Genomic DNA, 22,671 nt, shown 5'->3' with positions numbered 1-22,671 from the left:
ACCGTGGCACAGAGTTTCCAGCCCGCACCGACCTCGCGACCGTTTTCCACCGTCGCGTCCGCACCGATCTTCGTGGTCTCCTCGAACATCCAGATCACCGGTGGATTCCAGCTGCAGAACATAGCGTTCCAGGAACTCGCCGGCATCAGCAGCGAGATCGGCATCGAGCAGTACATCTCGGTGGACACGGCCGGGTTCATCAACCACACCAAGCAGTTCGGCCAGACCAAGCCGCCGACGGTCACGCTCAAGCGCGGCCTGGACAACAGTCTGGCGCTCTGGGCGTGGCATCAGATGGCCCTCAACGGCAATCCCGCGGCCCGCGCCCAGTACCTGAGCCTGGACATCTTCGGCGGCGGGCTCGCCGGCATGAAGGACCAGGAGCCGCTGATGAGCTACACGCTCATCAACGCCTGGTGCGCCAAGATCAACATCTCCTCGGCCAAGGCCGGGGAGGGCGTCGTCACCGAGGACGTCACCATCGCCTGCGACGTGATCACACAGGGCGACGGCGGGTGAGCCGCCCGGCGCGGCGCGGACGAGCACGACAGTGAATTTCGAGTCGAAGGGAGGACAGTCACATGGCGATCGCCAGCGGCAACCCGGCGGTGATGAGCGCGTCGACCTTCGTGATCCAGGTGGACGGGATCAAGGTCGCCACGTTCAGTGAACTGTCCGGAATCAACACCGAGGTCGAATCGGTCGAGTACATCTCCAGCGGCCCGGAGGGAGTCCTGCACACGAAGCAGTACGGCAAGACCAAGCCGCCGACGGTCACGCTCAAGCGCGGCCTCGATCCGGAGACGTACATGTGGTTGTGGCACCAGGCGGTGCTGCAGGGCGATCCCCTGGCCCGCAAGACCTGCTCGCTGCAGTTGTTCGCGGCGGCTTCGTCCCCGAAGTCGGGTCAGCCGATCATCACCTACCTCCTGGAGAACGCCTGGCCGTCGAAGCTGGAGATCGGCGGGATGAAGGCCGGCGCGACCGAAATCGTGACCGAGACCGTGGTGCTGCACTGCGACCAGATCCTGATGCAGCCGGCCGGATGACCGAGGAGAGGTCATGCTGACGCAACCGTCCGCCGCCGGCGTCGAGGGCGTACCGCCCGGCGCGGCGGCCGGGCTGACGACCCGTTACCCGTTCGTGCTGCCCCGTGGCTACGTGGACGAGCAGGGCACATTGCACCGGGAGGGCGTGATGCGCCTGGCCACGGCACGCGACGAGATAGCGAGCCAGAGCGATCCGCGGGTCAGGCAGAACCCCGCCTACCTCAGCGTGCTGCTTCTCGCACGTACGGTGACCCTGCTCGGCTCGGTCCCCGGAGTGGACAACCTGGTGATCGAGAACCTGTTCGCCTCCGATCTCGCCTTCCTCCAGGACCTGTACCGGCGGATCAACCAGGAGGGGCACACCGAGGCCGACGTCGACTGTCCCGCCTGCGGGCACGGATTCGCGGTGGACATCGCCGGTGATGTCCCGGGGGAATCCTGATGTACACGGCCGACCGGCTCTGGGAGGAGGCCGTGTACCTCGCTTACTACCTGCACTGGCCGCTGCGGGAGATTCTCGATCTCGAACACCCGGTGAGGGCCCGGGTGATCGAGGAGATCGGCCGGATCCACGGCCGCCTCGACAGCGGCGAGGCGGGACCTGCCCAGACCTTCTAGCCCTGGTCCCGGCCTCGGTGTACGGAGAGGAAACGAGATGCGTTGGCTGCCTCGACGGTGGCGCCGCGAGACCCGCGAGACCCGCGAGACCCGCGATGCGCGGCCCGGCCTCGGTCTGCCGCCCGGCAACACCCACTGGCGACGGCTGCCGCCTCTCGTCCCGACCCTCGGACGGCCGCCGCTGACCGCGGCCGCCTCGATGGGCGTGGCCGCGGCCGACCGGTCCAGGCCTCTGCTCCACGCGCCGCTTCGCACTCGTCCGGCAAGCCGTCGGGCTACGGGCACCCCGGGGCATCTGGCCCCCTCTCACCGGGGTGTGGTTCCCGCTGTGGAGCCGGTCGCCGGACGGGTGACGGGACTGGTCGCCGTCCGCGCCGAAGCGCCGCCCGGGCAGGAGACGGTCGTGCTGCCCTCGGCACGTGGTCGGCGGTGGGCGCCCGTACCGGAACGCGACCCCAGCCCGAGGACGCCGCCTGCGGGGCCTCGGTTCGCCCCGCGGGTACTCGCGTCCGCCGGGCCCCGGCCGAACCTGGTGGCGGCCGCCGACGCGTACGTGGGCGATCCCACGTCCGACGAGGCACCCAAGGTGTCCGCGGCTCCTGCGCCCGACGACGTGCCCCACGCCCCCTCGGACTGGCTGCGCATGCTTGAGTCCTACCGTCCGCCGTGGGCGGCCGAGGCCGGAGCCGCCTCACCTCCGCGGCAGGGTGCTGAGCCGCCGATGCCCGGGGGCGGCACCTCGTGGTCGAGCGAGGCGACGGCCGCACCGCCCCGGCCGTCGCGGGAGCCGCGTACGGGAGGGCCGAAGGCGGTGCGCCGCGCCTCCCTCGCCGAGAGCCGACGGCTCGGCCTCGGCAACCCGCTGCGTCGGCCGGTCTCTCCGGACGCGCGGATGCCGGTGGAGTCACCCGCCGACTCCCTCGATGCTCCCGAGTCCGAAGTCCAGGACGAGCGGCCCGGGCGCACTCGTGCCGCCGAGGCCGGCTCGTCGCCCACTCCGGTCGCCGACGTCGACGCGGATGCGGATGCGGACGCCGACGCCGATGCGGACGCCGACGCGGAAACCAGCGCGGACGCGGTCGCCGACGCGGACCGGTCGCCACGCCTCGCGGACGGCGGTCCGACGCCACACCTCGCGTCAGACGTCGCCCCGGATGCGCGGCGTGGTACCGCCGACCCCGAGGCGCCCGTGCTCGGCCTCGCGGCCCCGATCGACAGACCGCAGTGGCCTTCGCACGGCGCGGCGTCCGGTGCCCGGTCGCCGCGCGAGCGCACGTCGCCGGAGCCGAGGGAACCGGAACCGCACGCGCAGACCCCGGCCGGCAGCGGGACAGAGGTTCAGGGCGGGGCCGTCGACGAGGAGGACGTGCGCCCGTCGACGCCGCTTCCGGCCCGTCCGGTCTACCGTTTCGTTCCCGGCGAGCGGTCGACTCCACCGGTGGCCGGGACATCCCGCCCGACCGGCGCCGCACCGACGCCGACCACCCCCGCGACCACTCCCATGGGCAGACCCCTGGTACGTCCGCGTGCGCGGCGTCGGCCGGACGGCGTCCGCCCCGAGCCCGAGCCGCAACCGCCCGCACCCTTCCCGCCGCCGGACCGGACGGCCCCGAGCGAACTCGTCCACGCCGTGCGGCGGGCGCACGGCGTGGACGTCTCCGACGTGCCCATCCACCGCGGTCCCGAGGTGGCGGCCGAGGCACGGTCACTCGGTGCCCGTGCCTTCACCCGGAACGGCGAGGTGTTCCTGCCCGCGGACGAGGGGCCGTTCGACCAGCCGGTCGCGCGCGGACTGCTCGCGCACGAACTCACCCACGCCGCCCAGCAGCGCACCCTCGGCCCTGCTCTTCCTCCTGAGGACTCCGACAGCGGCAGCGCTCTGGAGGCGCAGGCCGTGGCGACCGAGCGGTGGGCGCGCGGCCTGGAGGCGGAACCGGCGGAAGCCGGCGCGGCACCCGCGGCATCGTGGACCGCACCGTGGCATACGGCGCCCGCGAGCAGGGTGCAGCGGCAGCCCGGTGACGTGACGGCCATGGTCGGGCCACGCGCGGTCGAGCCCCCGCAGCCGCCGACGGCGACGACCGCGCCCGGGGACGGGACGCCGTCCGGGTCCCCGGCGTCCCAGGCACCGGTGACCGGGGCACGGACGGCCCGGACGCCGGTGCCCCTCGACGAGGAGCTGCTCTCGGTCAGGGACAGGCTCATCGAGCTGAGCGGTCGCCGTCCGCTCGACCTCGACGACCCGGGCGACATCGAGGAAGTGGCCGTCCAGGTCTACGAAAAGATCCACAGACGGCTCCGGCGCGAGCTCCTGGTCGACCGCGAACGCGCGGGCCGGCTCGGTGCGGCCGGGCCGTTCGGCTGGGCGAGATAGACGAGATCCAACGGACGAGACGGACGAGACGGACAGGAGTCAGGGGAACCATGAGCATGATGGGATCGCTGCGCGGCGCGGCCGAGCAGGCCCAGAACATCGCCGGTCCACTGACGGTCGGCATGAGCCACCGGTACTCGGTGCTGATCGACAACGTCGCCTACCACTTCGGCGACTGGTCCAGGGTGACGGGCCTGTCGGTGTCCTGGCAACAGGTCGAGCACCGGGTCGGAGACAGCGGCAACCAGGTCTGGCTCTTCCCCGGAGCCACCAGGTACGAGCCGATCACGCTCAGCCGGGCGGCCGGGCCCTACTCGCGAGTCGTGCAGCACTGGCTGACGCAGACCTCGAAGAACCCGCAGCCGCAGAGCGGCACGATCCAGCTCGTCGACTTCGCCGGGATCCCGATGGTCCAGTGGCGCCTGAGCGAGTTCTTCCCCATCGCCTGGTCCGTCGATTCCTTCGACGCGGCCGGTGCCAAGCCCGCGGTCGAGACGCTCAGGCTCGCCCACACCGGCTTTCTCGAGGACGACCTGAACTCCTCGGCGCTGTCCCCGACTTCGCCGATGATCTCGCCGTTCTGACCACCAGGACCCACGCACCAGAAAGGCATCCCGTCAGTGAGCATCGCGTCCTTCGCCTCCGCAGCCGGGCAGGGCGGCGGCCGACTCGGCCTCCCCCTCGCCCAGGCCGGCGGCACAGCCGCGTCCACCGCGGCCTCGGCGGCGCGCAGCGCGGCCGCCGACAGCGCGTTCCGGTACTACGGCCTGTCCATGCGCTTCACCGTCGCCTTCTCCAACGGCGACGGTATCGACCGACTCGGTGAATGGTCCTCGTGCAAGGGCCTGAAGGTCGACTTCCGGACCGAGACGATCAAGGTCGGCGGTGACTACAGCGGCGAGGTGAAGCTGCCCGCCCAGGTGTCCTACTCCCCGGTCGTCCTGGAAAGGGCGATGGAGAGGCAGCCGTCACAGGCGTTGCAGGGCTGGCTCGGCAAGCTGGTCACGACCTGGATGAACTGCGACGAGAAGAGCGCCAGGGCGCCGAAGGGGACCGTGGACATCGCCCTCCAGGACGTGCACCAGAACGTCGTCGCCTCCTGGAGCCTGCGCAACGCGTACCCGGTGTCGTGGAGCGGCCCCGTCCTGGACGCGAAGCAGAACGCGGTCGCGATCGAGACGCTGACCCTCGAACACGAGGGCTTCCTGCCGGCCTCCGCCGCCGTCCACACATAGGAGCCGGACTCATGAGCGTCACCCCCGAGATGGTGCAGAAGCAGCGTGCGGCCATGGCCGCGCGGCGCATCCCACGGGCCCCGGCACCCCCGCTGGCCCCGGACGGCAACGCCAAACTCGGCCCGGCGAAGTCCACCGCCGCCGCCGACTACGTCGAGTTCGACTTCAACCCGGCGACCATCGTGATCTCGCACTCGGCGCCGGTGGCACCGACCGCCGGTCTGCAGAAGAAGGGCGAGAAACCCGCCGGGATCTCCGACCCGAGGGCGAAGGTCGAACTGTCCGCCATATCCGTCGAAGAGGTCGAGAAGGCGAAAGGCACCACGAGCATCAACCTGCGCTCGCTGACCTTCGACGGCACGAACGTGGCGCGCACCTGCCTGCGCCTGCTCACCTGGTCCCACTTCGTGGACAGCAGAGACAAGACGTCCACGCAGCGGAGCGAGCTGCCCCGGCTGAAGTTCATCTGGGGCTCTCAGGTCTACCTCGTCCACCTCAACCAGGTGACGGTCACGTACACCCGGTTCAGTCCGTCCGGGACGCCCGTACGGGCCACCGTCGACCTGACGCTCCATTCGATCCCCGACATCCCGGGGCCGACCAATCCGAGCTCGGGCGGCCTCGCGGGGCGCCGCACCCACCTGCTCTCCGGTGCCGAGTCCCTGCCCGAACTCGCCACGCGGTGCTACGGCGGGCCGGAGCACTGGCGGGAGATCGCCGCGGCGAACCGGTTCGACGACCCGCTGCGCGTGCGGCCCGGGACGCGCGTGTACCTGCCGAGCACGCAGGAGAGTGAGCGATGACCGTGTCGTCGGACCTCGGCGCCACCGTGTGGCCGACGGTACTGGTCGGCGCCGGTCCGGGCCGGGAGCTGTCCGGCGCCGCCGCGAGGTCCCTGGTGCGCACCGAGGTCAGCACCCACCTGCTGCTGCCGTCGATGTTCGCGCTCGGCTTCGCGGACCTCACCGGTGCCGCGCTGGACCAGGCCGGTCTCCGGATCGGGACGCGCATCGAGGTGCGCGTCGGGTCCGGGCCGGGCGGCCGGCTGGTCGTCGGCGAGGTCACCGCGATCGAGGGGTACTACCAGGGCACGGTGGGGCGGACCGTGGTACGCGGTTACGACCTGTGCCACCGGCTGCAACGGGCGCGCAGGACAAGGTCGTTCGACGACGCGACCGACTCGGACATCGCCCGGCGGATCGCCGAGGAGGCGGGACTGCCGGTCGGCAGGATCTCTGCGACGCAGACCGTCCACGAGCACCTGCTGCAGTGCAACCAGAGCGACTGGGAGTTCCTGGCCCAACGGGCACGCGAGATCGGCTTCGAATTCGGCATGTCCGAGGGGGACTTCTACTTCCGGAAGGCCTCCACGCTCGCAGACTCCCACAAAGGTCTGCCGGAGCTGGCCATACCCGGCCCGCTGCTGCGCTTCGAACCGCGCGTCACAGCGGGGAACCTGGCCCCCGAGGTCGAGGTGCGGGTCTGGGACCCGCTGCGGGCGACGCTCTCCGCCGCGCCCTCGGCACCGGCGCCCTCCGCCACCGCCCCCACCGAGCGCCCGCGGGGCCTGACCGAGGTCACGGCGCTCTTCAGCGCGGCCGCCGAAGGTCCGCTGGGCGCCGTCGCGGCGGGCGGGCAGGGCCTGGAGCCCGGGGACGGCCTCGGGGCCGGGGAGGGCCTCGGCCCCCCGCCGAGCCCGACCGCCCATGTCGTGGGCACCTTGCCGGTCGCGGACGTCGAGGCCGCGTCCGCGGCTCTGGCCGCGTCCGTCGGCGGGACCTTCGCCGAGGCGGAGGGGGACGCGATGGGCGACCCCGCGATCCGCGCCGGCGCCTCCGTCAAGGTCTCCGGAATTCCCGGACACTTTCCCGCCGTCTGGCTGGTCACCCGTGCCCGGCACGTGTTCGACCTGGCGGAGAACGGCTACCACACCGAGTTCGCCGCGGGCGGCGCGCACGACCGCTCCCTGCTCGGCCTGACCGCGGCCGACGGCACCGACCCGGTGCGGATCCCCGGTCTCGTCTGCGCCATCGTCGACGACATCGGCGGCGACCACGCCCGGGTGCGGCTGACGCTGCCGTGGTTGTCCCCGGACGTGCGCACCGACTGGGCCCCGGTCGTGCAGTTCGGCGCCGGCCGGCGCAGCGGCGCGATGTTCCTGCCCGAGGTCGGCGACGAGGTCCTGGTCGGGTTCGAGTTCGGCGATCCGCGCCGTCCCTACGTGCTCGGCGGCCTCGTCACCGAGCACAGCGCCTACAGCCTCGGCGGCAGCGCCGTCCGGCAGGGGCCGGGCGGCGCGGACTCGTCGGTCGCGCGCCGCGGGTTCGTCTCGGCCTCGGGCAACCGGCTGGTGTTCCAGGACGAGATGGGCGAGGGGCCGAAGCCGGAGCAGTCGCGGATCGCGCTGGGCACCGGCGACGGCGGGCTGGGGCTCGGCGTCGACGTGGTGCGGGGGGCGGTGGAGCTCACCTGCGCGCCCACCGACCCGGCGGGGCAGCTCACCATCAGGTGCGGCCGGGCCGGGACGGTCAACATCGTGACCGGCGAGGGCGGAACGGTGACCATCGACGGAGGGAACTCGCTGACCCTGAAGTCCGCCGGCTCGCTCACCATCCAGAGTCAGGGCACCGTCTCCCTCTCCGGCGCGTCCGTCTCGCTGGGCGGATGAGGGACGGCGATGACCGACTTCACCGGCACCGGCTGGTCGTTCCCGTTCGGCTTCGAACCCACCGGGGCGCCGACCATGGTTTCCGGGACCGCCAAACTGGAGCAGTCGATGCGGCTGATCCTGGAGACCTATCCCGGAGAGCGCCCGATGCGGCCGCGGTTCGGCAGCACCCTGCGGGACTACATCTTCGACGGGGCCGGCGTCCACAAGGCCGCCGAGATAGCCGACGTGGTCAAGGACGCGATCGAGCAGTGGGAGCCACGCGTCGACGTGGCCGAGGTGGACGTGTACCCCGACGAGGAGCAGCCGGGCCTGCTCTACATCGACATCCGCTACGTCGTGCCCGGCACCAACAGCCCGCGCAACCTCGTCTTCCCCTTCTACACCATCCCCGAGCACGAAGAAGGCGAGTACTGATGCCCCTGCCGGCCCCCGATCTCGACGACCGCCGGTTCCAGGACCTCGTCTACGAGGCCAAACACCTGGTGATGCAGCGCTGCCCGGAGTGGACCGACCACAACGTCTCCGACCCGGGCATCACCCTGATCGAGACCTTCGCCCATATGACCGACCAGCTGCTCTTCCGGCTCAACCAGGTGCCCGACCGGCTTTATGTCACCTTCCTGAACCTGATCGGCCTGCGCATCCTCCCGCCCACCCCGGCGCGCGTACCCGTCACCTTCTGGCTCTCCAGTCCCGCACGCGCGCGGCTGACGATCGCCGCGGGCACCCGCGTGGGGACACTTCGTACGGCCACCACCGAGTCGGTCGTCTTCACCACCCGGGCGGACCTGGCCGTCGTGCCCTGTTCGCTCGCCAGGATCAGGACCGCGGTCGAATCGGAGTCCGAGGGCGGACAGACCGGCTCGGAGTCCGAGGGCGGACAGACCGGCACGGCCACCGGGGACGGCCGGCCGGCCGGGACCGCGGACCGCTCCCGGCTGCTCTCGGACGGCAGGCCGTTCCCCGCGTTCCGCCGACGCCCCGGGATCGGGGACGCGCTGATGATCGGTCTCACCGACCCGGTGCCCGGGTGCGCGATCCGACTGGGATTCCGCGGCCGGGTCGAGGGGGTGGGGGTCAACCCGAAACACGCCCCGCTGATCTGGGAGGCATGGACGGGCGACGGCTGGACGGAGTGCGAGACGGGGCTCGACGAGACCGGGGGCCTGAACACCTCGGGCGCGATCGTCCTGCACGTGCCGACCGCGCATCGGGCGAGCGTGGTCGACGGCGACCGCGCCGGGTGGATCAGGGCCCGGGTCACCGAGCCCGAGGAGGGACAACCCCCGTACACGGACTCGCCCGTGGTCGACGGACTGACCGTCTGCACGATCGGCGGCACGGTCGAGGCCATGCACGCCGAACCGGTCGCTCTCGAGAAGCTGGACCGGGCGGAGGGCGTGCCCGGGCAGCAGTTCCCGCTCCGGCACTCTCCGGTGCTGGCCGGTTACGGCCCGCCGGTCGTGGAGACCAGCTCACCGGACGGCTGGCTGGAGTGGACCGAGGTCGAGCACTTCGCGGACAGCCGGCCGGAGGACCGGCACTTCGCCCTCGACGCGGTCTCGGGACTCGTCCTGTTCGGCCCGGCGGTACGCGAGACCGATGGGAGCCTGCGCCGGTACGGTGCCGTACCCGAGAAGGGCGCCGAGGTGCGCATCCGCGGGTACGCGACCGGAGGCGGCGCCCGTGGGAACGTCGCGGCCGGGTCGGTCTGCCGGCTCAAGTCCTCGGTCCCGGCGGTCTCCGCCGTGGAGAACCGGCGCCCGGCTCATGGCGGGGTGGACGGGGAGACCCTCGGCGAGGCGAAGGACCGCGGGCCGCTGCTGCTGCGTACCCGCAGCCGCGCGGTGACGGCGGAGGACTACGAGATCCTGACCCGCGAGGCGGCGCCGGAGATCGCCCGGGTGCGCTGCGTGCCGACCGGCGAGGACCCCGCCGAGGCCGGGGGAGTCCGGGTGCTGGTCGTCCCGGCCGCGGCCATGCAGGACGGCCGGATCCTGTTCGAGAACCTCGTCCCGCCGGAGCCGACGCTGCGCCGGATCGCCGAACGGCTCGACCGCGCGCGGGTCGTGGGCACCCGCGTCATGCTCGAACCGCCGCTCTACCGCGGCGTCACCGTGGTCGCCCGGCTGGTGGCCCGACCACGGGTGAACGCCGAGCGGGTGCGCGAGGACTCGCTCGAAGCCCTCCACCGCTATCTCAATCCGCTGCCCGGCGGCGGGCCCGAGGGTGCCGGCTGGCCGTTCGGCCGTCCGGTGCAGGCCGGCGAGATCTTCGGCCGACTGCAACAGATACCCGGGGTCGAACTGGTCGAGGACGTACGGCTGTTCTCCGCCGACCCGGTCACCGGCGTGCGCGGCAAGGAGGCCCGCCGGATCGATCTCGACGCCAACAGCCTGGTGTTCTCGTACGAGCACCAGGTCAGAGTGGAGGCACACTGATGCGCGCGGCCGTGGTGGGGCTGGACACGCCGTATCCGATCGGCACGCTGCTGCCCGCGGTCTTCCAGGAGGACCCGGTGGCGATGCGGTGGACCGGAGCCCTGGACGAGGTGCTCTCCCCGGCCGTCTCGACCCTGGACTGTCTGGCGGCCTATACCGACCCGATGCTCGCGCCCGGTGACTTCGTGCGGTGGCTCGCCGGCTGGCTGGGCACGGTCCTGGACGAGAACTGGCCTCTCGACCGGCAGCGGGCGGCCGTGGCGCACTCCGTGCTGCTCCACCGGCTGCGAGGCACCGCCGAAGGTCTGCGCACGCTGGTCGAGCTGGTGACCGGCGGGGAGGTGGAACTCGCCGAGAGCGGCGGGGTCGGCTGGTCGACGGTTCCGAACACCCCGCTACCCGGCGAGGCGGTGCCCCGGCTGTCCGTCCGGGTGACGCTGCCGAGGAGCGCGTCGGTGGACGTCACCGCGCTGGAGGAACTGATCGCCGCCGAGAAACCCGCGCATGTCCCGCACGGGCTGGAGGTCGTGGAGAGATGATCGTTTGTCGTAAGTGCGGGTTCCGCAACGGGGAGGACGACGCCTTCTGCGGCTCCTGCGGCGGTTTCCTCGAATGGACGGGGGAGAAACAGACGTCGCAGGTCGCGCAGGAGGTGGTCCAGGAGATCGAGCAGGAGCAGACGGCCTCCGAACCGCGGGTCGGCGTGCTCCAGCGCGTGCTCCAGGGGGCGAACACCTTCATCGCCGGGCCCAGGCCGGAAGCCTCCGAGGCCACCGTGGGGGAGCAGCAGGCACCGCCGGCCGGGCCACGACCCCCTGCGGGGGCGCCTTCCCCGCGTCCCGGCGCGCCCGCGGCGCCGCGTCCCGGAGCCGGCGCGCCCCCGCCTCCCCCGCCGCCGAGGCCGAGGGCGGGCGCGACCACGCCTCCGCCGCCCGCCCCGCCGGCTCCGGCAAGGAAGAGTGCGGCCGTCGCTCCTCCACCCCCACCCCCGCCGCCGGCCCGGAGGGCTTCTGCCGCGCCGCCTCCGCCGCCTCCTCCGCCCCCGCCGCCGGCCCGGAGGTCCTCTGCCGCGCCGCCTCCGCCGCCCCCTCCGCCCCCACCGTCGGCGGCTCGGACGGGCACGGCTACGCCCCCTCCGCCCCCTCCGCCTCCTCCGTCCCCGCCCCGGAGGAGCGCGGCCGCTGCTCCATCACCTGCGCAGACACCCCGGCCGCCGGCACCCGCGGCCCGGCGGAATGACGCCGCGGCCCTGGTCGCGCCCGTCGAGCACCCCGAGTCCGCGTCCGCGTCCGCCCCCGGGGCCGACGCGCCGGATGCGCGGCCCACCGGTCCGGCGTCCGCCGGAGTCGACACCGCCCCGGTACGGTCGCCCGGGGAGATCCGCGAACAGGCGCCGCAGATCGCGCGGGCTCGGGCGGTCGCAGTGACGAGGACCGCGCCGACCCGTCGGCTGCACCCGGGCGACCTGGTGTGCGGGGCGTGCGGCGAGGGCAATCCGAGCACTCGCAGCTTCTGCAGCCGGTGCGGCGCCTCGCTGGTCGAGGCGGTGAAGGTCAGGCCACCGTGGTGGCGAAGGTTCGTGCCCAGGCGCGGACCACGCGTCGTCCAGCTCGCGCAGGCCGCGGGCGGCGGCCAGGCGGACGGCACGTCGGCCGCGCACCTCGCGCGACCCGGCTTCGATCCGAAGTCGGCGCTCCGGCAGATCTACCGCAAGGGCCGCATCGTCGTCGCGGTGGCGCTGCTCTTCGGCGGCATGCTCTACGGCACGTACCCGCCGTTCCGCGACACGGTCGACAGCAGGGCGCGGAGCCTGAAGGCCAGGGTCACCGGGGCGGTCGCCCACGACCTCTCGCCGATCCACGCCGTCAACGTGACGGCGAACGCGTCGCAGCACGGACATCCCGCGCTGAACGCCGCGGACGAACTGCTCGACACGTACTGGCTGGCACCCTGGTCGACCTCGGCCGAACCGGCCCTCACCTTCAAGTTCGCACACCGCGTGACGCTGATGAAGATCATCCTGCACTCGGGCGCGAGCACCGCCTACGTCCGGGACGGCAGGCCCAGCCAACTGCGGCTGACGTACTCCAACGGCGAGTCCTTCACGATCGTCCCGAAGGACACCTCGCAGGAGCAGGAGTTCTCCATCCGCCACGCGGAACTCGTCAGCAGCGTGCGGATACAGGTCGGCGCGGTGTATCCGGGCAGCAGCGGGTCCACCGTCGCCGTCTCCGAGATCGAGCTGTTCGGCTTCACGACCTGACAGGGCACGACACGGCACAGGAGGACGCGTGGCGGATTTCGTCATCAGAACCGGGGACCTGCTCGAAGTGACCATCCCGGTGCCCACGGTGGTACCGGCACTGGCGGCGCCGCTGCCGCTGACCGGTTCGAGCTCGAACGTGACCGTCGGCGGAACGCCCGTCTGCCTCCAGGGAGACGAACTGCCGATGGTGCTGCGCGCGCCGCTGGCGTACACGGCACCGCCCTTCACCCAGCCCGGCACGGGCAAGCTGGTACTCACCCTGCTGCCGGAGAACCTGACGCGGAAAACCACCAACGGCGGCAAGCCGATCCTGATCAGGGGCGGCACGTTCACGGCCGTGTTCACGGTGGAGACGCCCGCCACTCAGCCGCCTCCGACCGCTCTGCCCGACCCGCTGCTGGCGAAGCCGGGCACCGCGCGGTTCATCACCACCAACATCTCGGTGACCGCGGGCTGAGGGCGCGGGCAGCACGGCCGGTCCGGCGAGGCAGGACAGGCGTACGCGCCGCGACCGCGGCGCTACGGCTCGTCTCCCGGCCGGGGCGCGGCCCGGCGGGACTCGGTGATCGTGCGCCGCTCCCAGCGCCGCACGGTTCCCGCGGCCCCGGCCGGTGCCGGGCCGGACGGGGCTGAACCGGCCGTCGCCGCGGCCTCGCCGGTCGGGCCGGGGGCGGGCAACCGGGCCGCGCCGAGCACGATCCCGCGGGCCGGCGGCGCGAGGTCGGTCACCATCGGCGGCACCACGGGCGCCACCAGTTCCAGTACGAGATGCGCGCGCGGCGCGATCCCGAGGCCCGGCCACAGGCCCTGCGTCGAGCGCCCCGGCTCGTCGCCCCCGCAGCGCACGAAGGACGGGAGCCCGGCCTCGGCCAGGGCTCCCGTCAGATGGTCGTCCGCGAGGGTGTCGGTGTTCGTGCAGGCGTCGATCAGCAGGCCGAGCAGGTCGTGCTCCTCGATCGCCCGCCGGGACGCCTCCTCGGACGCCTCCTGGCCGGCGCCCGCCGCACCGGACCACACGGTGACCGTGTAGGAGATCCGGTAGTGGCGAACCGCGGGCTGCCTGCCCACCAGCCGCCCGTCGGCGTCGCGAACCTCCGACCATCCGGAGGGCGGCAGGTCCTGCCCGCCCCTGCGGACGTCGCTGAGGAACAGGCTGACGAAAGGAGCGCCGGACACCGGCCGCTCCCAGTCGGCGCGCGGCGTGTCGAACCTGACGCCGGTACCCGGCGGCAGAACGCTCTCCAGCCAGTTGGCGAGTGAGAGGTCCGCGTCCCGCAGCGTGCTCATCGGTCTCCTCGTGTGCCGCTCCGGCTGTCGGTCACGCGGACTCAGGCCCGGAAGACGTCTCCGATGTCCCGCGTCCGAGTCCGGGTGACGTTCTCCGTCTGCCGGCCGAGTCCGTACTCCGGGGTGCGGGCCCCCTTCGGCAGATCCATGAAGTGGCCGATCCGCCACTTACCGTCCTCTGCCTGGAACCCGATGTACGTGGTGGCCCGTTCCGGGCTCACGATGGCGTGCCATGTGCCGCGCAGAACGGTGTCGTTCTCCCTGATGCGCATGGCGTTCTCCAGGGCGTTGTCCACGGTGCTCTCCATGGAGATCCCGCTCCATCCGGTGAACGAGTCCCGGTGGATGTCGCGTGCCTGCCATGTCCGTTTCCCGGGGTTCCAGTCTCCCCAGACCTGGATTCCTCCGAAGTCCAGTGCGACGTACACGAGATGGGACTCCGCAGGGCCGTCCAGCCTGCTCCGGGTGCGGTCCGTCGTCGTCACCCGGTGGCCGTTGATCTCGTCGGGAACCACGCCGGGGTGCGCCGTCCGGTCGACCGGAAGCGGCGGCGGGCTCTTCTTCCAGGACTGCTTCAACACGAAGCCGAGGGGCAGTTGGGCGAGGTTGACGGCGGTCAGCTTGCCGGCGAGCTCGTCTCCGGAGAAGAACTCCGCAGGTGTGATCTCGCAGTGTTTGACCACCACGCCCACGATCGGCTGGACGATCATGCGCTGCAGGACATGGGCGAGGTCGCCCGGGTCGATCGGCCCGTCCTCGCCCTCCTCCTCGGCCGACCCCGGAGAGTAGAGGAACCCGAGAATCTCCGTGGGGGTGCTCAGGGCGGCCAACTCGTCGGCCACCCCCTTCGCGAATTCCGTGGCCTTCTCGCCGATCGCCTTGTTCAGCGGGGGTTCGAGCTTTTCCCGGACCCAGTCGGCGCCGTTTTCATAGCAACCTTCGACCTTCGTCCAGAACGCCTTCTCGCCGCCCTCCTGCGGCAGCGGAAGCTTCCCCTGACTCCTTGCCTCCTCGATCTTCTTCCCGGCCAGCTCGGCGCGCTGGTCGAGGACCTTTCCGACAACGTCCTTGACGAAGTCGGCGACCGGGTCGAACACCGCCATGACCAGCTCGCCCGCCCCGGGGGGAGCGGCGAGCAGTCCCCCGGCGACCGCCACCTGCAGTGTGCCGAGGAAGATGTCGAGCGCCACCTTCTGGTTGTCCTGCAGCCTCTTGAACAACATGTCAGGATTTTCGTTGTACGCCGTGAAGAGACTGCCCTTCACGTCCACCCGCTTGAACTTGGCGGCCCCCGCCTTCACCGCCGCCTCGGTAGCCAGTTTGTTGCTCACGATGTTGAAAAGGTCGGCGACCCGCAGGAAGAATCCCGAGAGGTTGGTCTCTTCGAGGACCGTCCCGACGACGCTCGTACCGGCTCCCGCCAGCGTCTGGAGACCCTCGAGGTTCTGGGCGGTGAAACTGTTCGCATATATATAGGCGTCGAGCATTTTCGTGTCGATCGTGAGCGTCATGCCCTTGTAGGCGGCGGCCGTCGCCATGGACTTGCGCGCCATGTCGGGGAAATACCCGGCGATGACCTGGTGGGCCTCACGCATGGCCTTGAGGATCTTCTTTTCGTCGGCGTCAAGAGCATCCTCGACGGCGGTGCGGGCCTTGTCGAGCGCGAGGCCGTACTTCTCGAACGTCGGCTTCAGCCGTCGCAGTTCGCCTTCCCCTGTCACGGACAGGCCCCCGGTGTTCAGGGCGCCCTTGACGAATTCGAGTTCCTTGAACTTGTCGACCTCGGCCAGGATGCTGTCGATGGCATTGACCTGCTGGGGGATGCCGTCGATGAGGACACCGATCGAATCGCAGAGCTCGCGAGCCTTCTTCCGCAAGTTCTCGCCGGTGTAGTCGTCCTTGGCTCTGAGGATTCGCTTGTCGAACAGCTCGGCGACCTCCAACTGCGCCTGCTCCGCTGCCTTCTTGCTCACCTCGACCGCGATCTGACCGGTGAGCTGCTCGGAGATCCGGCTGGCGTGCGTGTCGAGCATGATCGCGGCGCACTTCTTGCTGAGTACGTCCCAGATCTTGGGGTGGATGACCAGTCCCTGGCTCTTGTCCTGCAGTTGGACGACCCGCTCGCCGAGTGTCGCGATGTCGTCCTTGAGGACCTCCTGGTCGATCAGTCTGTCGAGCGCACCGATCGTGCGCTCGAAGCTCTCGACCATGTTCTCCCGGTCGGTCAGGGGTTTCTTCGGGCCTTCGATCGCGCCGTCGAACGGCATAATGCACACTCCTTGGAACAGCTGGGGAATTCATCGCCGGATCCGGCGCCGTGCGTCACGCCTGATGGGAAAGGACCAGCTCCAGCAGCTCGCTCAGCTCTTCCGCGCTCAAGTCCTCGGGCGCCGCGAGCAGTTCTTCGAGCTGCGCTTTCTGTGCGTCGGCCATCAACTGCGTGACAGTCCCGAAGAACATCTCCCCGGCCTGGCTGCTCAGGATCTCCTCGGCCTCTTCAGCCGTGAGTTCGGCCTCCGGGTCGAAGACCCGCGCGTCCAGCCCGTCCGCTACGGCCTCCAGGATGGCCACCTTCTGGGCATGCGGTGCGGGCTCCTCGACCACCGCCTCGGCCGGTTCTGGCTGGGCCGGTTCTGGCTGGGCCGCGAGCAGGCCCTCCTGCGCCAGCAACTGCTCGTACTCGTCGTGCCAGACGGCCGCGTCCCGGGAGGCGCCGAACACCCAGCGCCCGTCGACGGCCTTCATGAAGTGGTCGCCGTAGGGTTCGATGATCTCCGCGTGCTCAGCGGTGTCGGCCGCGTCCTGCTCGTACTGGTCGTACCGGACCTGCAGGACCTGCCAGTCGGCCGAGTCCGGCTCCGAGGCGTAGAGCCACTGGAACTCATGCGTTCCCGGGAGCTTGGCGTACTTGTAGAACTGAGTGCCCTCGACGGGCTCCGCGGGATCGAAGTCCGGATTCGGCTGCGGCTGGGCCTGCTCGTTCTGGACCCGCCACTGCTCGACGACGCCCCCGAAAGTGTCGACGAACATCTCCAGTTCGCTCTGCCCGGCGTCCTCCCGCAGCGAGGAGTGGAACAGGCCCTCGGTGTCCGGGTCCGCCCATTCGGCGAGGCACTCGGCGACCCAGCTGTCCTCCTGCTCGAACCACGCACGGTCCTGGTAGAAGACCAGCGGCACCAGGACCTCGTTGAGCCAGTCGACGTCACCGCGTTTCGCGCCGTTCGCCAGCTGGACCGGGCTCTCCGCCTCCTCCTCCGGGACGGCCTGCGCGGGAGCCAGGAGCGCCTTGAACATCGGCATCAAAGGGATTGTCTGCTGCAAAGAATCCTCCTGGGGAGATCGCTCGTGCGCGTTCGCGGCGAGCCTTCATGCCGTCAGTTCCGTGGTCCGCAGGACCTCGTTGGTACCGAGGAAGTTCGCGGTCCAGGGCTGTCCGCCGAGCACATAGCCGAGCGTCGCGGCGTGCATCGCCTCGACGGGCGCGATCGTGGCGGCGGCGGTCACGGCCGGCCCGACGCCCGCCAGGCTGCCGGCCGCGGCCATGTGGGTCTGCGCCGCCTGGTACTCCAGGTCCTGCACCGCGGACACGACCTCGTCCACGTTCGACGCCGCTTTGATCCGGTCCAGCAACCGTGTGTGGCCCGAGAGCGGGACCCCGGTGACGACCGGCTTGCGCGCCTCGCGCAGGATCGCGTTCCAGGTCGCGGCGTGCTGGGTGTGATGGGCCGCCGCGGTCCGTACGAACGCCGCGAGCGCGGGTACCTCCGGGCCGAGCCGCCCGGCGCGCAGCACCGCGTCGACCGCCCGGTAGGCGCTCACCGCCTGGTTCTCCAGCGCGGCGGCCAGGGCCACGGTCCGCAGGTCTCCGGAGTACGGCGACGACGCGTGCCGGCGGCTGCCGCCCCCGTCCATCGCGAGGCCCACCCCGATCCCCGCGGCGCCCAGGACGACACCCCCGGCCCCCAGGATCAGGGACCGGCGGGACGGCGCCCTCTTCGTGTTCTCCGCGCCGGGTGGTGCCTCTTCCGCGTCGAGTGCCTCCTGCCCCGGGTCGGGGGGCTGCTCGCCGTCCACGTCGGGCACATGCTCGGTGCCGGTCACCGCACCGCTCCTTCGTTGATCGCGGACGCGGCCGTGGTGGGATAGACGGCGTGCGGGACGCCGACCGTGCCCGCCGCCGCCGGGACTGCTCGCGCCGTGGCCCCCCTCGTGTGCGCCGCCGTGGTGCCGTTCTCCGGCAGCATCCGGAGGATCAGCAGCTCCGCACCGTGCTGCGCCTCGACCGAGGCGACGTTCACGAACAGCGAGCGCAGGCCACCGCGCTCGGCCAGGCTCGCGTAGCGGGTGCAGGTCCCCGCGTTGTTGCCTTCGAGTTCGGTGAGCAGGCTGACCAGGGTGTCCGGATCGGCCATGGCGGCCAGCCGCCGGCGCACCGTCGTGGCGTACAGGGGGTCCGCGGCATGCTGCGGGGCCCCGCCGGCCCTGACCACCGCCTGGTTGAACGCCTGCGCGTGCGCCAGGTGGTGGGCCCGGTTGCGGGCCACCAGAGCCCGCAGCCGAGCGCTTCCCCGGACCACGAAGGGCAGTTCGGCCGCGGTCGAGTAGGACTGGACGGCGAGGTTCTCCAAGGACGCGGCGGTCTGGAGCACCAGCACGGCCAGCGGGGGCACCGGCGGGGCCATCGCGGCAGACGACCCGGCAGACGACCCGGTGGGCGGGCTGTCGGGTGACCCGCTCGGTGATCCGGTCACTGGGAGCCTCCACCGGTCGCACCGCCGCCGGAAGCCGGCGGCGTGGGGGCGGGCAGGGTCCCGATCGACTCCGAGTAGGTGGCCGTGACCTTGTTGCCGCTGTCGTGGGGGTCGGTGGAGGTGACCGTCACGGTGAAGGTCGCCGTCCCGTCAATGAGATCGTCGATCTCTCCGCTCATCGTCCCGGTGGAGGTGTCGAAATAGTCGCAGTCGAGGCCGGATTCGTCGCACACCGCGGGGCTGACGTCGTACGAGTACGTGCCGGCGCCGTAGCCGCCGCTCGGGCTGCCGACGGTCACGTCGAAGTCCGTCAGCGGGGTACCGCCGGTCTGGGTGTGCGTGCTCCTGTTGAACTGCACGGTCAGCGCCGGCACGGCGGCCTTCACGTGCACCGCCGTGGTCACGGACTCGCCCAGGGCGTCCTTGACCGTCACCTGCCCCGTGTAGTCGGTCGCGGCACAGCTGACCGTCATGGTTCCGGTGGGCGGTCCGTCCGTGGCGGCGGGGTTCGCGCACGTCCCGCTCGGGGTTCCGGTGACCTCACCCGTCGACGCGTCGATCGACATCCATGCCGATCCCGGGCCGGGGACCAGGGTGAACCTGTAAGGCGCCAGACCGTCGGCCGGCTGGACGGTTCTGCCCTGGAAGCGCGTCCCGACCGTACCGTTCCACGGGTCCGGGGTCTGTACGGTCAGGGGGTTGACGACGGTGATGGAGATGCTGGTCTTCGCGGTCACCGTGTAGTCCGTGGTATCGCTCACCGTGACCGTGAACTGGTACGTCCCGGCGCTGGCGGGCGACCGCACGGTGCCGGTGACCGCCCCGGTGGTGGAGTCGAGCCCGAGGCCGTCCGGCAGCGCTCCCTCGGTCACCGACCAACTCCGCTTGCCGGAGCCGCCGGTCACGTTGGTCGGCGCGAATCCCTTGTACGGGAATCCCAGGGCCGCCTCCGGAATCGTCGAGGGCTCCTGGAAGCCCAGCGGCAGCACGACCGTCAGCGACAGACCCGACTTGGTGTCCGTCTGGGGCGTGGAACCCGAGTCGGTCACGGTGACATCGAGCGTGACATCGCCGGTCGACTCCGGTGTACCGCTGATGACACCGGTGACGGGGTCCAGGCTCAGGCCGTCCGGCAGCGGAGTGTCCTTGGACAGGGCCCAGGTGTACGGGGCCGTGCCGCCGACCGCCTTGAGGGTCTGCGCGTACGGTTTCCCGGTCAGCGCGTGGGGCAGCGGTGAGGTCGTGATGATCCCCAGCGAGGCCACCACCGTCAACGTCAGGGTCTTGGTGGTGGTCAGCGGGGGCTTGCTCGAATCCGTCGCCTGCACACTGAACGGGAAGCTGCCCGTCGCCTGCGGCCGGCCGGTGATCGAGCCGTTCGACCCGAGCGTGAGATCGTCCGGCAGCGTACCCGTCAGCGTCCACACGTACGGCGCGGTGCCGCCCGCCGCGGTCAGCTGCGCCCCGTAGTCCTTGCCGAACGTCGCCTGGGGCAGGCTCGACGTCGTGGCGGCGAACCCGGACACCACCTCCAGGGTGAACGTCTGGGACTTGGTGTGGGCGGGCATGGCGGAGTCGGTGACGTACACGGTGAACGTCGAGGAGCCGGCCGCCTGCGGCGTTCCGCCGATCACACCGGTCTTCGGGTTGAGCGTCAGCCCCGCGGGCGCCGAACGGGGCGCACGGGAGATCGACCACGTGTACGGCTCGACGCCGCCGGAGGCGCTCAGCGGCTGCGAGTACAGCGCCTTGGTGACCCCGTCCGGCAGGGACAGGGTGCCGATCCCCAGCGGGTTGGAGACCGTCAGGGACAGTGCCTGGGTGGCCGACTGGTTCGGCCTGGCCGAATCCGTGACCTGGACGGTGAAGTCGAAGACGCCGGCCGTGGTCGGGGTACCGGTGATCGCCCCGGAGCCCGGGTCCAGGCGCAGCCCGTTCGGGAGCACCCCCTTGCCCGCGGCGAGCGTCCATCGGTAGGGGGCGGTGCCGCCGATCGCCTCGAGTGTCTGCGAGTACGGGCTGCGCGTGGTCCCTCCGGGCAGCGTGGAACTGTTCACGGCCAGCGAGTTGTGGACGGTCACCTTGAACGTCCTGGTGGCGAACTGGGCGGGCGGCCCGGCATCCGTCACCCGCACGGTGAACGTGCTCGTCCCGGCCATGGCCGGGGTTCCGGTGACGGCTCCCGTCTGGGGCGAGAGCGAGAGGCCCATCGGGAGCGCCCCGGACTTGACCTGCCAGGTGTACGAGCCGGTGCCGCCGGTGGCGCCGAAGGACTCGGAGTAGGGCTTGCCGCGCGCCGCCTGGGACAGCGAGGTGCTGGTGACCGACACCGGGCTCACCACGTTGACGGTCACGGAACCGGTCAGGATCGCCGGGCTCGTGGGGCTCGGACTCGCGGTGGCCGCCGTCGGATCGGGCGTCGCGCCGGCGGTGGACGGGGACCCGGACGTGGCGGCGTCGGGGGAGTGCGTACCGGCGGCGGGGGACGCCGTGTCGGTGGCGCCGGTCGCGGTGATGATCGCCGTGCCCGGGTTGTGCGCGGTCACCACGCCGCTCGACGAGACCGTGGCGACATGCGGGGCGGACGAGGTCCACACGAGCTTGGGGTGTGCGCCGGTGCCGCCGGAGAAGTCGCCGGTCGCCGGGACGGTCGCCCCCGTGAGGACGGTCGGCGAGGCCAGCTTGACGGTCAGCACGGTGGGCGGCGCGGGCTCGGCGGCTTTGGCGGCCTTGGTGGGCTTGCCGCTCGCCATGGCCTTGGCCGCGGCCGACTTCGCGGCGCCGGCCGCGTCCTGCGCGTCGGCGGCCGCCGACGCGGCGGAGTGCGCGACGGGCTGGAGCACGGTCATCCACAGCGCGAACAGCAGGCCACAGGCCACCACCGTGATCCCGAGCACCGGCAGCAGCCATTCGGGCAGCGTCTGCTTCTCCAGCATCACGCCCTCGGCCCTCGCGGCCTCGCCCCGCTCCGGCAACGCGGAGACCTCGAACGGCAGCGTGCGGTTGGGCCCCTTCAGGAACGTCTTGCGGGGCACGGCCTTCAGGCGTACGAAGGTCGCCGTGCCCGGTCTGGCCACGAACAGGGCGGGCTTCGTCCTGAAGCCCAGCTTGACCTCCGGGTCGAGCGCCTCGACCCGCACCTGCTCCGGCCGGTTGCCGCGGTTCTCCACGACAAGCTTGAAGCGTGCCGAACGCCGTCCCGTCGAGCTCTTGGGCACCAACTGTGCGCTGAGGTCGCCGAACTCCCCGACCCTGACGGTGCCTTCTTCGATGCACGAGCCCGCGGAGTCCTCGGTCGACATCGCGCGCAGCCCGAACCGGACCTCGCCCGGGGCCTGGGAGGCCGTGCGCGGCGGCCGGAAGCGGACCCGGACCTGCTCGACCGCGCCCGGCAGGAGATTGGCCTGCGCGGGTTCGACGTCGGTCCACTCGGCGGCCTCGCCGAGCACGTCGAGCAGGATCCGGTCGACCACCATCCCCGTGTTCTCCACGCGTAGGACGCACACGGCTTCCTCGCCCGGCACGACCTCGACCGCGTCGTTGTCGTCCGCGAAGACGACGGAAACTCCCATCGGCCCGGTCCCCCCTTCCTCGTTCCTCGTCCACGTTCCTCGGGAATCGCGCTGCCGGCCGTTCTGCGCACCCCGGGCCGTTCGGAGGAGAGCGCGCGTCAGTACGGCACGCGGCGCGAAGCGTCCCGGCGTGCCGGAACAGAGTGGCATCGGGCGCGGCCCGGCGCCTGCGTGAACGTGCAGCAAAAAGCGCAGCCTGGACGCGGGCGCCGGCTGCTCGCGGAGAGCGCGGTACTGCCGCTCTCCGCGACACCCGGTGCGCGATTAGGCACCGCCTAGGAGCTTCCCTAGTCGACACCCCCAGCCGGGATGTGGTCATTTTGTGAAGAGGCCGCACACGTAGCGCGCACTTCACGGCGAACCAGCCTCCTGGAGTGGCACCGGATCCGGCCGCAGCGGCCGGCGTA

At 71.5% G+C, this 22,671-nt stretch carries 20 protein-coding genes; 14 read left to right on the top strand and 6 right to left on the bottom strand.

Going from position 1 to position 22,671, the window contains the following annotated elements:
• Positions 1 to 3 precede the first annotated feature (3 nt).
• The 14 genes from ACFZB3_RS15700 (at position 4) to ACFZB3_RS15635 (ending at position 13,111) form a co-directional block, all read left to right on the top strand.
• On the top strand, positions 4 to 519 hold the full coding sequence (locus ACFZB3_RS15700; RefSeq protein ID WP_384031089.1) for a phage tail protein: 516 nt from the start codon (positions 4 to 6) through the stop codon (positions 517 to 519).
• 62 nt (positions 520 to 581) lie between these two features.
• Positions 582 to 1,049, top strand: coding sequence for a phage tail protein (locus ACFZB3_RS15695; RefSeq protein WP_384031091.1), 468 nt, complete (start codon positions 582 to 584; stop codon positions 1,047 to 1,049).
• Positions 1,050 to 1,062: 13 nt separating this feature from the next.
• A complete protein-coding gene (locus ACFZB3_RS15690) occupies positions 1,063 to 1,491 on the top strand; it encodes a hypothetical protein (protein ID WP_391375383.1) in 429 nt (142 codons plus the stop codon).
• Entirely contained in the window at positions 1,491 to 1,667 is a 177-nt protein-coding gene (locus ACFZB3_RS15685; RefSeq protein WP_391375380.1) for a DUF6760 family protein, read from the top strand. Before ACFZB3_RS15690 ends, ACFZB3_RS15685 begins: the two co-directional genes overlap by 1 nt.
• 328 nt (positions 1,668 to 1,995) lie before the next feature.
• Positions 1,996 to 4,041, top strand: coding sequence for a DUF4157 domain-containing protein (locus ACFZB3_RS15680; protein ID WP_391375377.1), 2,046 nt, complete (start codon positions 1,996 to 1,998; stop codon positions 4,039 to 4,041).
• Between the two features lie 50 nt (positions 4,042 to 4,091).
• Entirely contained in the window at positions 4,092 to 4,625 is a 534-nt protein-coding gene (locus tag ACFZB3_RS15675) for a phage tail protein (protein WP_384031099.1), read from the top strand.
• A 36-nt stretch (positions 4,626 to 4,661) separates the two neighbouring features.
• On the top strand, positions 4,662 to 5,276 hold the full coding sequence (locus tag ACFZB3_RS15670; protein WP_384031101.1) for a phage tail protein: 615 nt from the start codon (positions 4,662 to 4,664) through the stop codon (positions 5,274 to 5,276).
• 11 nt (positions 5,277 to 5,287) lie between these two features.
• Positions 5,288 to 6,079, top strand: coding sequence for a hypothetical protein (locus ACFZB3_RS15665; RefSeq protein WP_384031103.1), 792 nt, complete (start codon positions 5,288 to 5,290; stop codon positions 6,077 to 6,079).
• Positions 6,076 to 7,944 (top strand): phage baseplate assembly protein V, encoded by a 1,869-nt coding sequence (locus ACFZB3_RS15660; protein ID WP_391375372.1) that lies wholly within the window; start codon positions 6,076 to 6,078, stop codon positions 7,942 to 7,944. The genes ACFZB3_RS15665 and ACFZB3_RS15660 overlap by 4 nt, the downstream gene beginning before the upstream one ends.
• Before the next feature lie 9 nt (positions 7,945 to 7,953).
• Positions 7,954 to 8,361 carry a GPW/gp25 family protein gene (locus ACFZB3_RS15655; protein WP_385679839.1) on the top strand — a complete coding sequence of 136 codons (408 nt, stop codon included), beginning with the start codon at positions 7,954 to 7,956 and terminating at the stop codon, positions 8,359 to 8,361.
• Positions 8,361 to 10,388, top strand: coding sequence for a putative baseplate assembly protein (locus tag ACFZB3_RS15650; protein WP_391375367.1), 2,028 nt, complete (start codon positions 8,361 to 8,363; stop codon positions 10,386 to 10,388). The genes ACFZB3_RS15655 and ACFZB3_RS15650 overlap by 1 nt, the downstream gene beginning before the upstream one ends.
• The gene (locus tag ACFZB3_RS15645) at positions 10,388 to 10,927 is read left to right on the top strand and encodes a phage tail protein (protein WP_391375364.1); all 540 of its coding nucleotides are present in this window, start codon (positions 10,388 to 10,390) and stop codon (positions 10,925 to 10,927) included. Before ACFZB3_RS15650 ends, ACFZB3_RS15645 begins: the two co-directional genes overlap by 1 nt.
• A 1,040-nt stretch (positions 10,928 to 11,967) precedes the next feature.
• A complete protein-coding gene (locus ACFZB3_RS15640; RefSeq protein ID WP_391375361.1) occupies positions 11,968 to 12,651 on the top strand; it encodes an NADase-type glycan-binding domain-containing protein in 684 nt (227 codons plus the stop codon).
• Between the two features lie 28 nt (positions 12,652 to 12,679).
• Positions 12,680 to 13,111, top strand: a complete 432-nt coding sequence (locus tag ACFZB3_RS15635) for a hypothetical protein (RefSeq protein ID WP_384031115.1) — start codon at positions 12,680 to 12,682, stop codon at positions 13,109 to 13,111.
• Positions 13,112 to 13,173: 62 nt separating this feature from the next.
• Here the strand turns inward: ACFZB3_RS15635 and ACFZB3_RS15630 are convergent, their stop codons facing one another.
• The 6 genes from ACFZB3_RS15630 to ACFZB3_RS15605 all read right to left on the bottom strand — a co-directional run bounded on the left by ACFZB3_RS15630 (position 13,174) and on the right by ACFZB3_RS15605 (position 22,264).
• A complete protein-coding gene (locus tag ACFZB3_RS15630; RefSeq protein WP_391375357.1) occupies positions 13,174 to 13,941 on the bottom strand; it encodes a Pvc16 family protein in 768 nt (255 codons plus the stop codon).
• Positions 13,942 to 13,982: 41 nt separating this feature from the next.
• Positions 13,983 to 16,208: a hypothetical protein gene (locus ACFZB3_RS15625; RefSeq protein ID WP_391375354.1), complete on the bottom strand. Its 2,226-nt coding sequence runs from the start codon at positions 16,206 to 16,208 to the stop codon at positions 13,983 to 13,985.
• Between the two features lie 55 nt (positions 16,209 to 16,263).
• On the bottom strand, positions 16,264 to 17,241 hold the full coding sequence (locus ACFZB3_RS15620) for a hypothetical protein (RefSeq protein ID WP_391375351.1): 978 nt from the start codon (positions 17,239 to 17,241) through the stop codon (positions 16,264 to 16,266).
• Positions 17,242 to 17,307: 66 nt separating this feature from the next.
• On the bottom strand, positions 17,308 to 18,042 hold the full coding sequence (locus ACFZB3_RS15615; protein WP_391375348.1) for a ferritin-like domain-containing protein: 735 nt from the start codon (positions 18,040 to 18,042) through the stop codon (positions 17,308 to 17,310).
• Entirely contained in the window at positions 18,039 to 18,623 is a 585-nt protein-coding gene (locus ACFZB3_RS15610) for a ferritin-like domain-containing protein (protein WP_391375345.1), read from the bottom strand. Before ACFZB3_RS15610 ends, ACFZB3_RS15615 begins: the two co-directional genes overlap by 4 nt.
• A gap of 65 nt (positions 18,624 to 18,688) precedes the next feature.
• A complete protein-coding gene (locus ACFZB3_RS15605; RefSeq protein ID WP_391375342.1) occupies positions 18,689 to 22,264 on the bottom strand; it encodes a putative Ig domain-containing protein in 3,576 nt (1,191 codons plus the stop codon).
• Positions 22,265 to 22,671: the final 407 nt, after the last annotated feature.

The sequence above is a fragment of the Streptomyces sp. NPDC008092 genome, assembly GCF_042957285.1.
Classification (GTDB): domain Bacteria; phylum Actinomycetota; class Actinomycetes; order Streptomycetales; family Streptomycetaceae; genus Streptomyces.
The sequence above is the reverse complement of the archived record's forward strand: the minus strand, read 5'-3'. Positions and strand labels throughout refer to the sequence as shown.

Coding starts and splice junctions, on each gene's coding strand:
- ACFZB3_RS15695 (WP_384031091.1), top strand. CDS start 582: ATGGCGATCGCCAGCGGCAACCCGGCGGTGATGAGCGCGTCGACCTTC.
- ACFZB3_RS15690 (WP_391375383.1), top strand. CDS start 1,063: ATGCTGACGCAACCGTCCGCCGCCGGCGTCGAGGGCGTACCGCCCGGC.
- ACFZB3_RS15685 (WP_391375380.1), top strand. CDS start 1,491: ATGTACACGGCCGACCGGCTCTGGGAGGAGGCCGTGTACCTCGCTTAC.
- ACFZB3_RS15675 (WP_384031099.1), top strand. CDS start 4,092: ATGAGCATGATGGGATCGCTGCGCGGCGCGGCCGAGCAGGCCCAGAAC.
- ACFZB3_RS15665 (WP_384031103.1), top strand. CDS start 5,288: ATGAGCGTCACCCCCGAGATGGTGCAGAAGCAGCGTGCGGCCATGGCC.
- ACFZB3_RS15660 (WP_391375372.1), top strand. CDS start 6,076: ATGACCGTGTCGTCGGACCTCGGCGCCACCGTGTGGCCGACGGTACTG.
- ACFZB3_RS15655 (WP_385679839.1), top strand. CDS start 7,954: ATGACCGACTTCACCGGCACCGGCTGGTCGTTCCCGTTCGGCTTCGAA.
- ACFZB3_RS15650 (WP_391375367.1), top strand. CDS start 8,361: ATGCCCCTGCCGGCCCCCGATCTCGACGACCGCCGGTTCCAGGACCTC.
- ACFZB3_RS15645 (WP_391375364.1), top strand. CDS start 10,388: ATGCGCGCGGCCGTGGTGGGGCTGGACACGCCGTATCCGATCGGCACG.
- ACFZB3_RS15630 (WP_391375357.1), bottom strand. CDS start 13,941: ATGAGCACGCTGCGGGACGCGGACCTCTCACTCGCCAACTGGCTGGAG.
- ACFZB3_RS15625 (WP_391375354.1), bottom strand. CDS start 16,208: ATGCCGTTCGACGGCGCGATCGAAGGCCCGAAGAAACCCCTGACCGAC.
- ACFZB3_RS15620 (WP_391375351.1), bottom strand. CDS start 17,241: ATGCCGATGTTCAAGGCGCTCCTGGCTCCCGCGCAGGCCGTCCCGGAG.
- ACFZB3_RS15610 (WP_391375345.1), bottom strand. CDS start 18,623: ATGGCCCCGCCGGTGCCCCCGCTGGCCGTGCTGGTGCTCCAGACCGCC.
- ACFZB3_RS15605 (WP_391375342.1), bottom strand. CDS start 22,264: ATGGGAGTTTCCGTCGTCTTCGCGGACGACAACGACGCGGTCGAGGTC.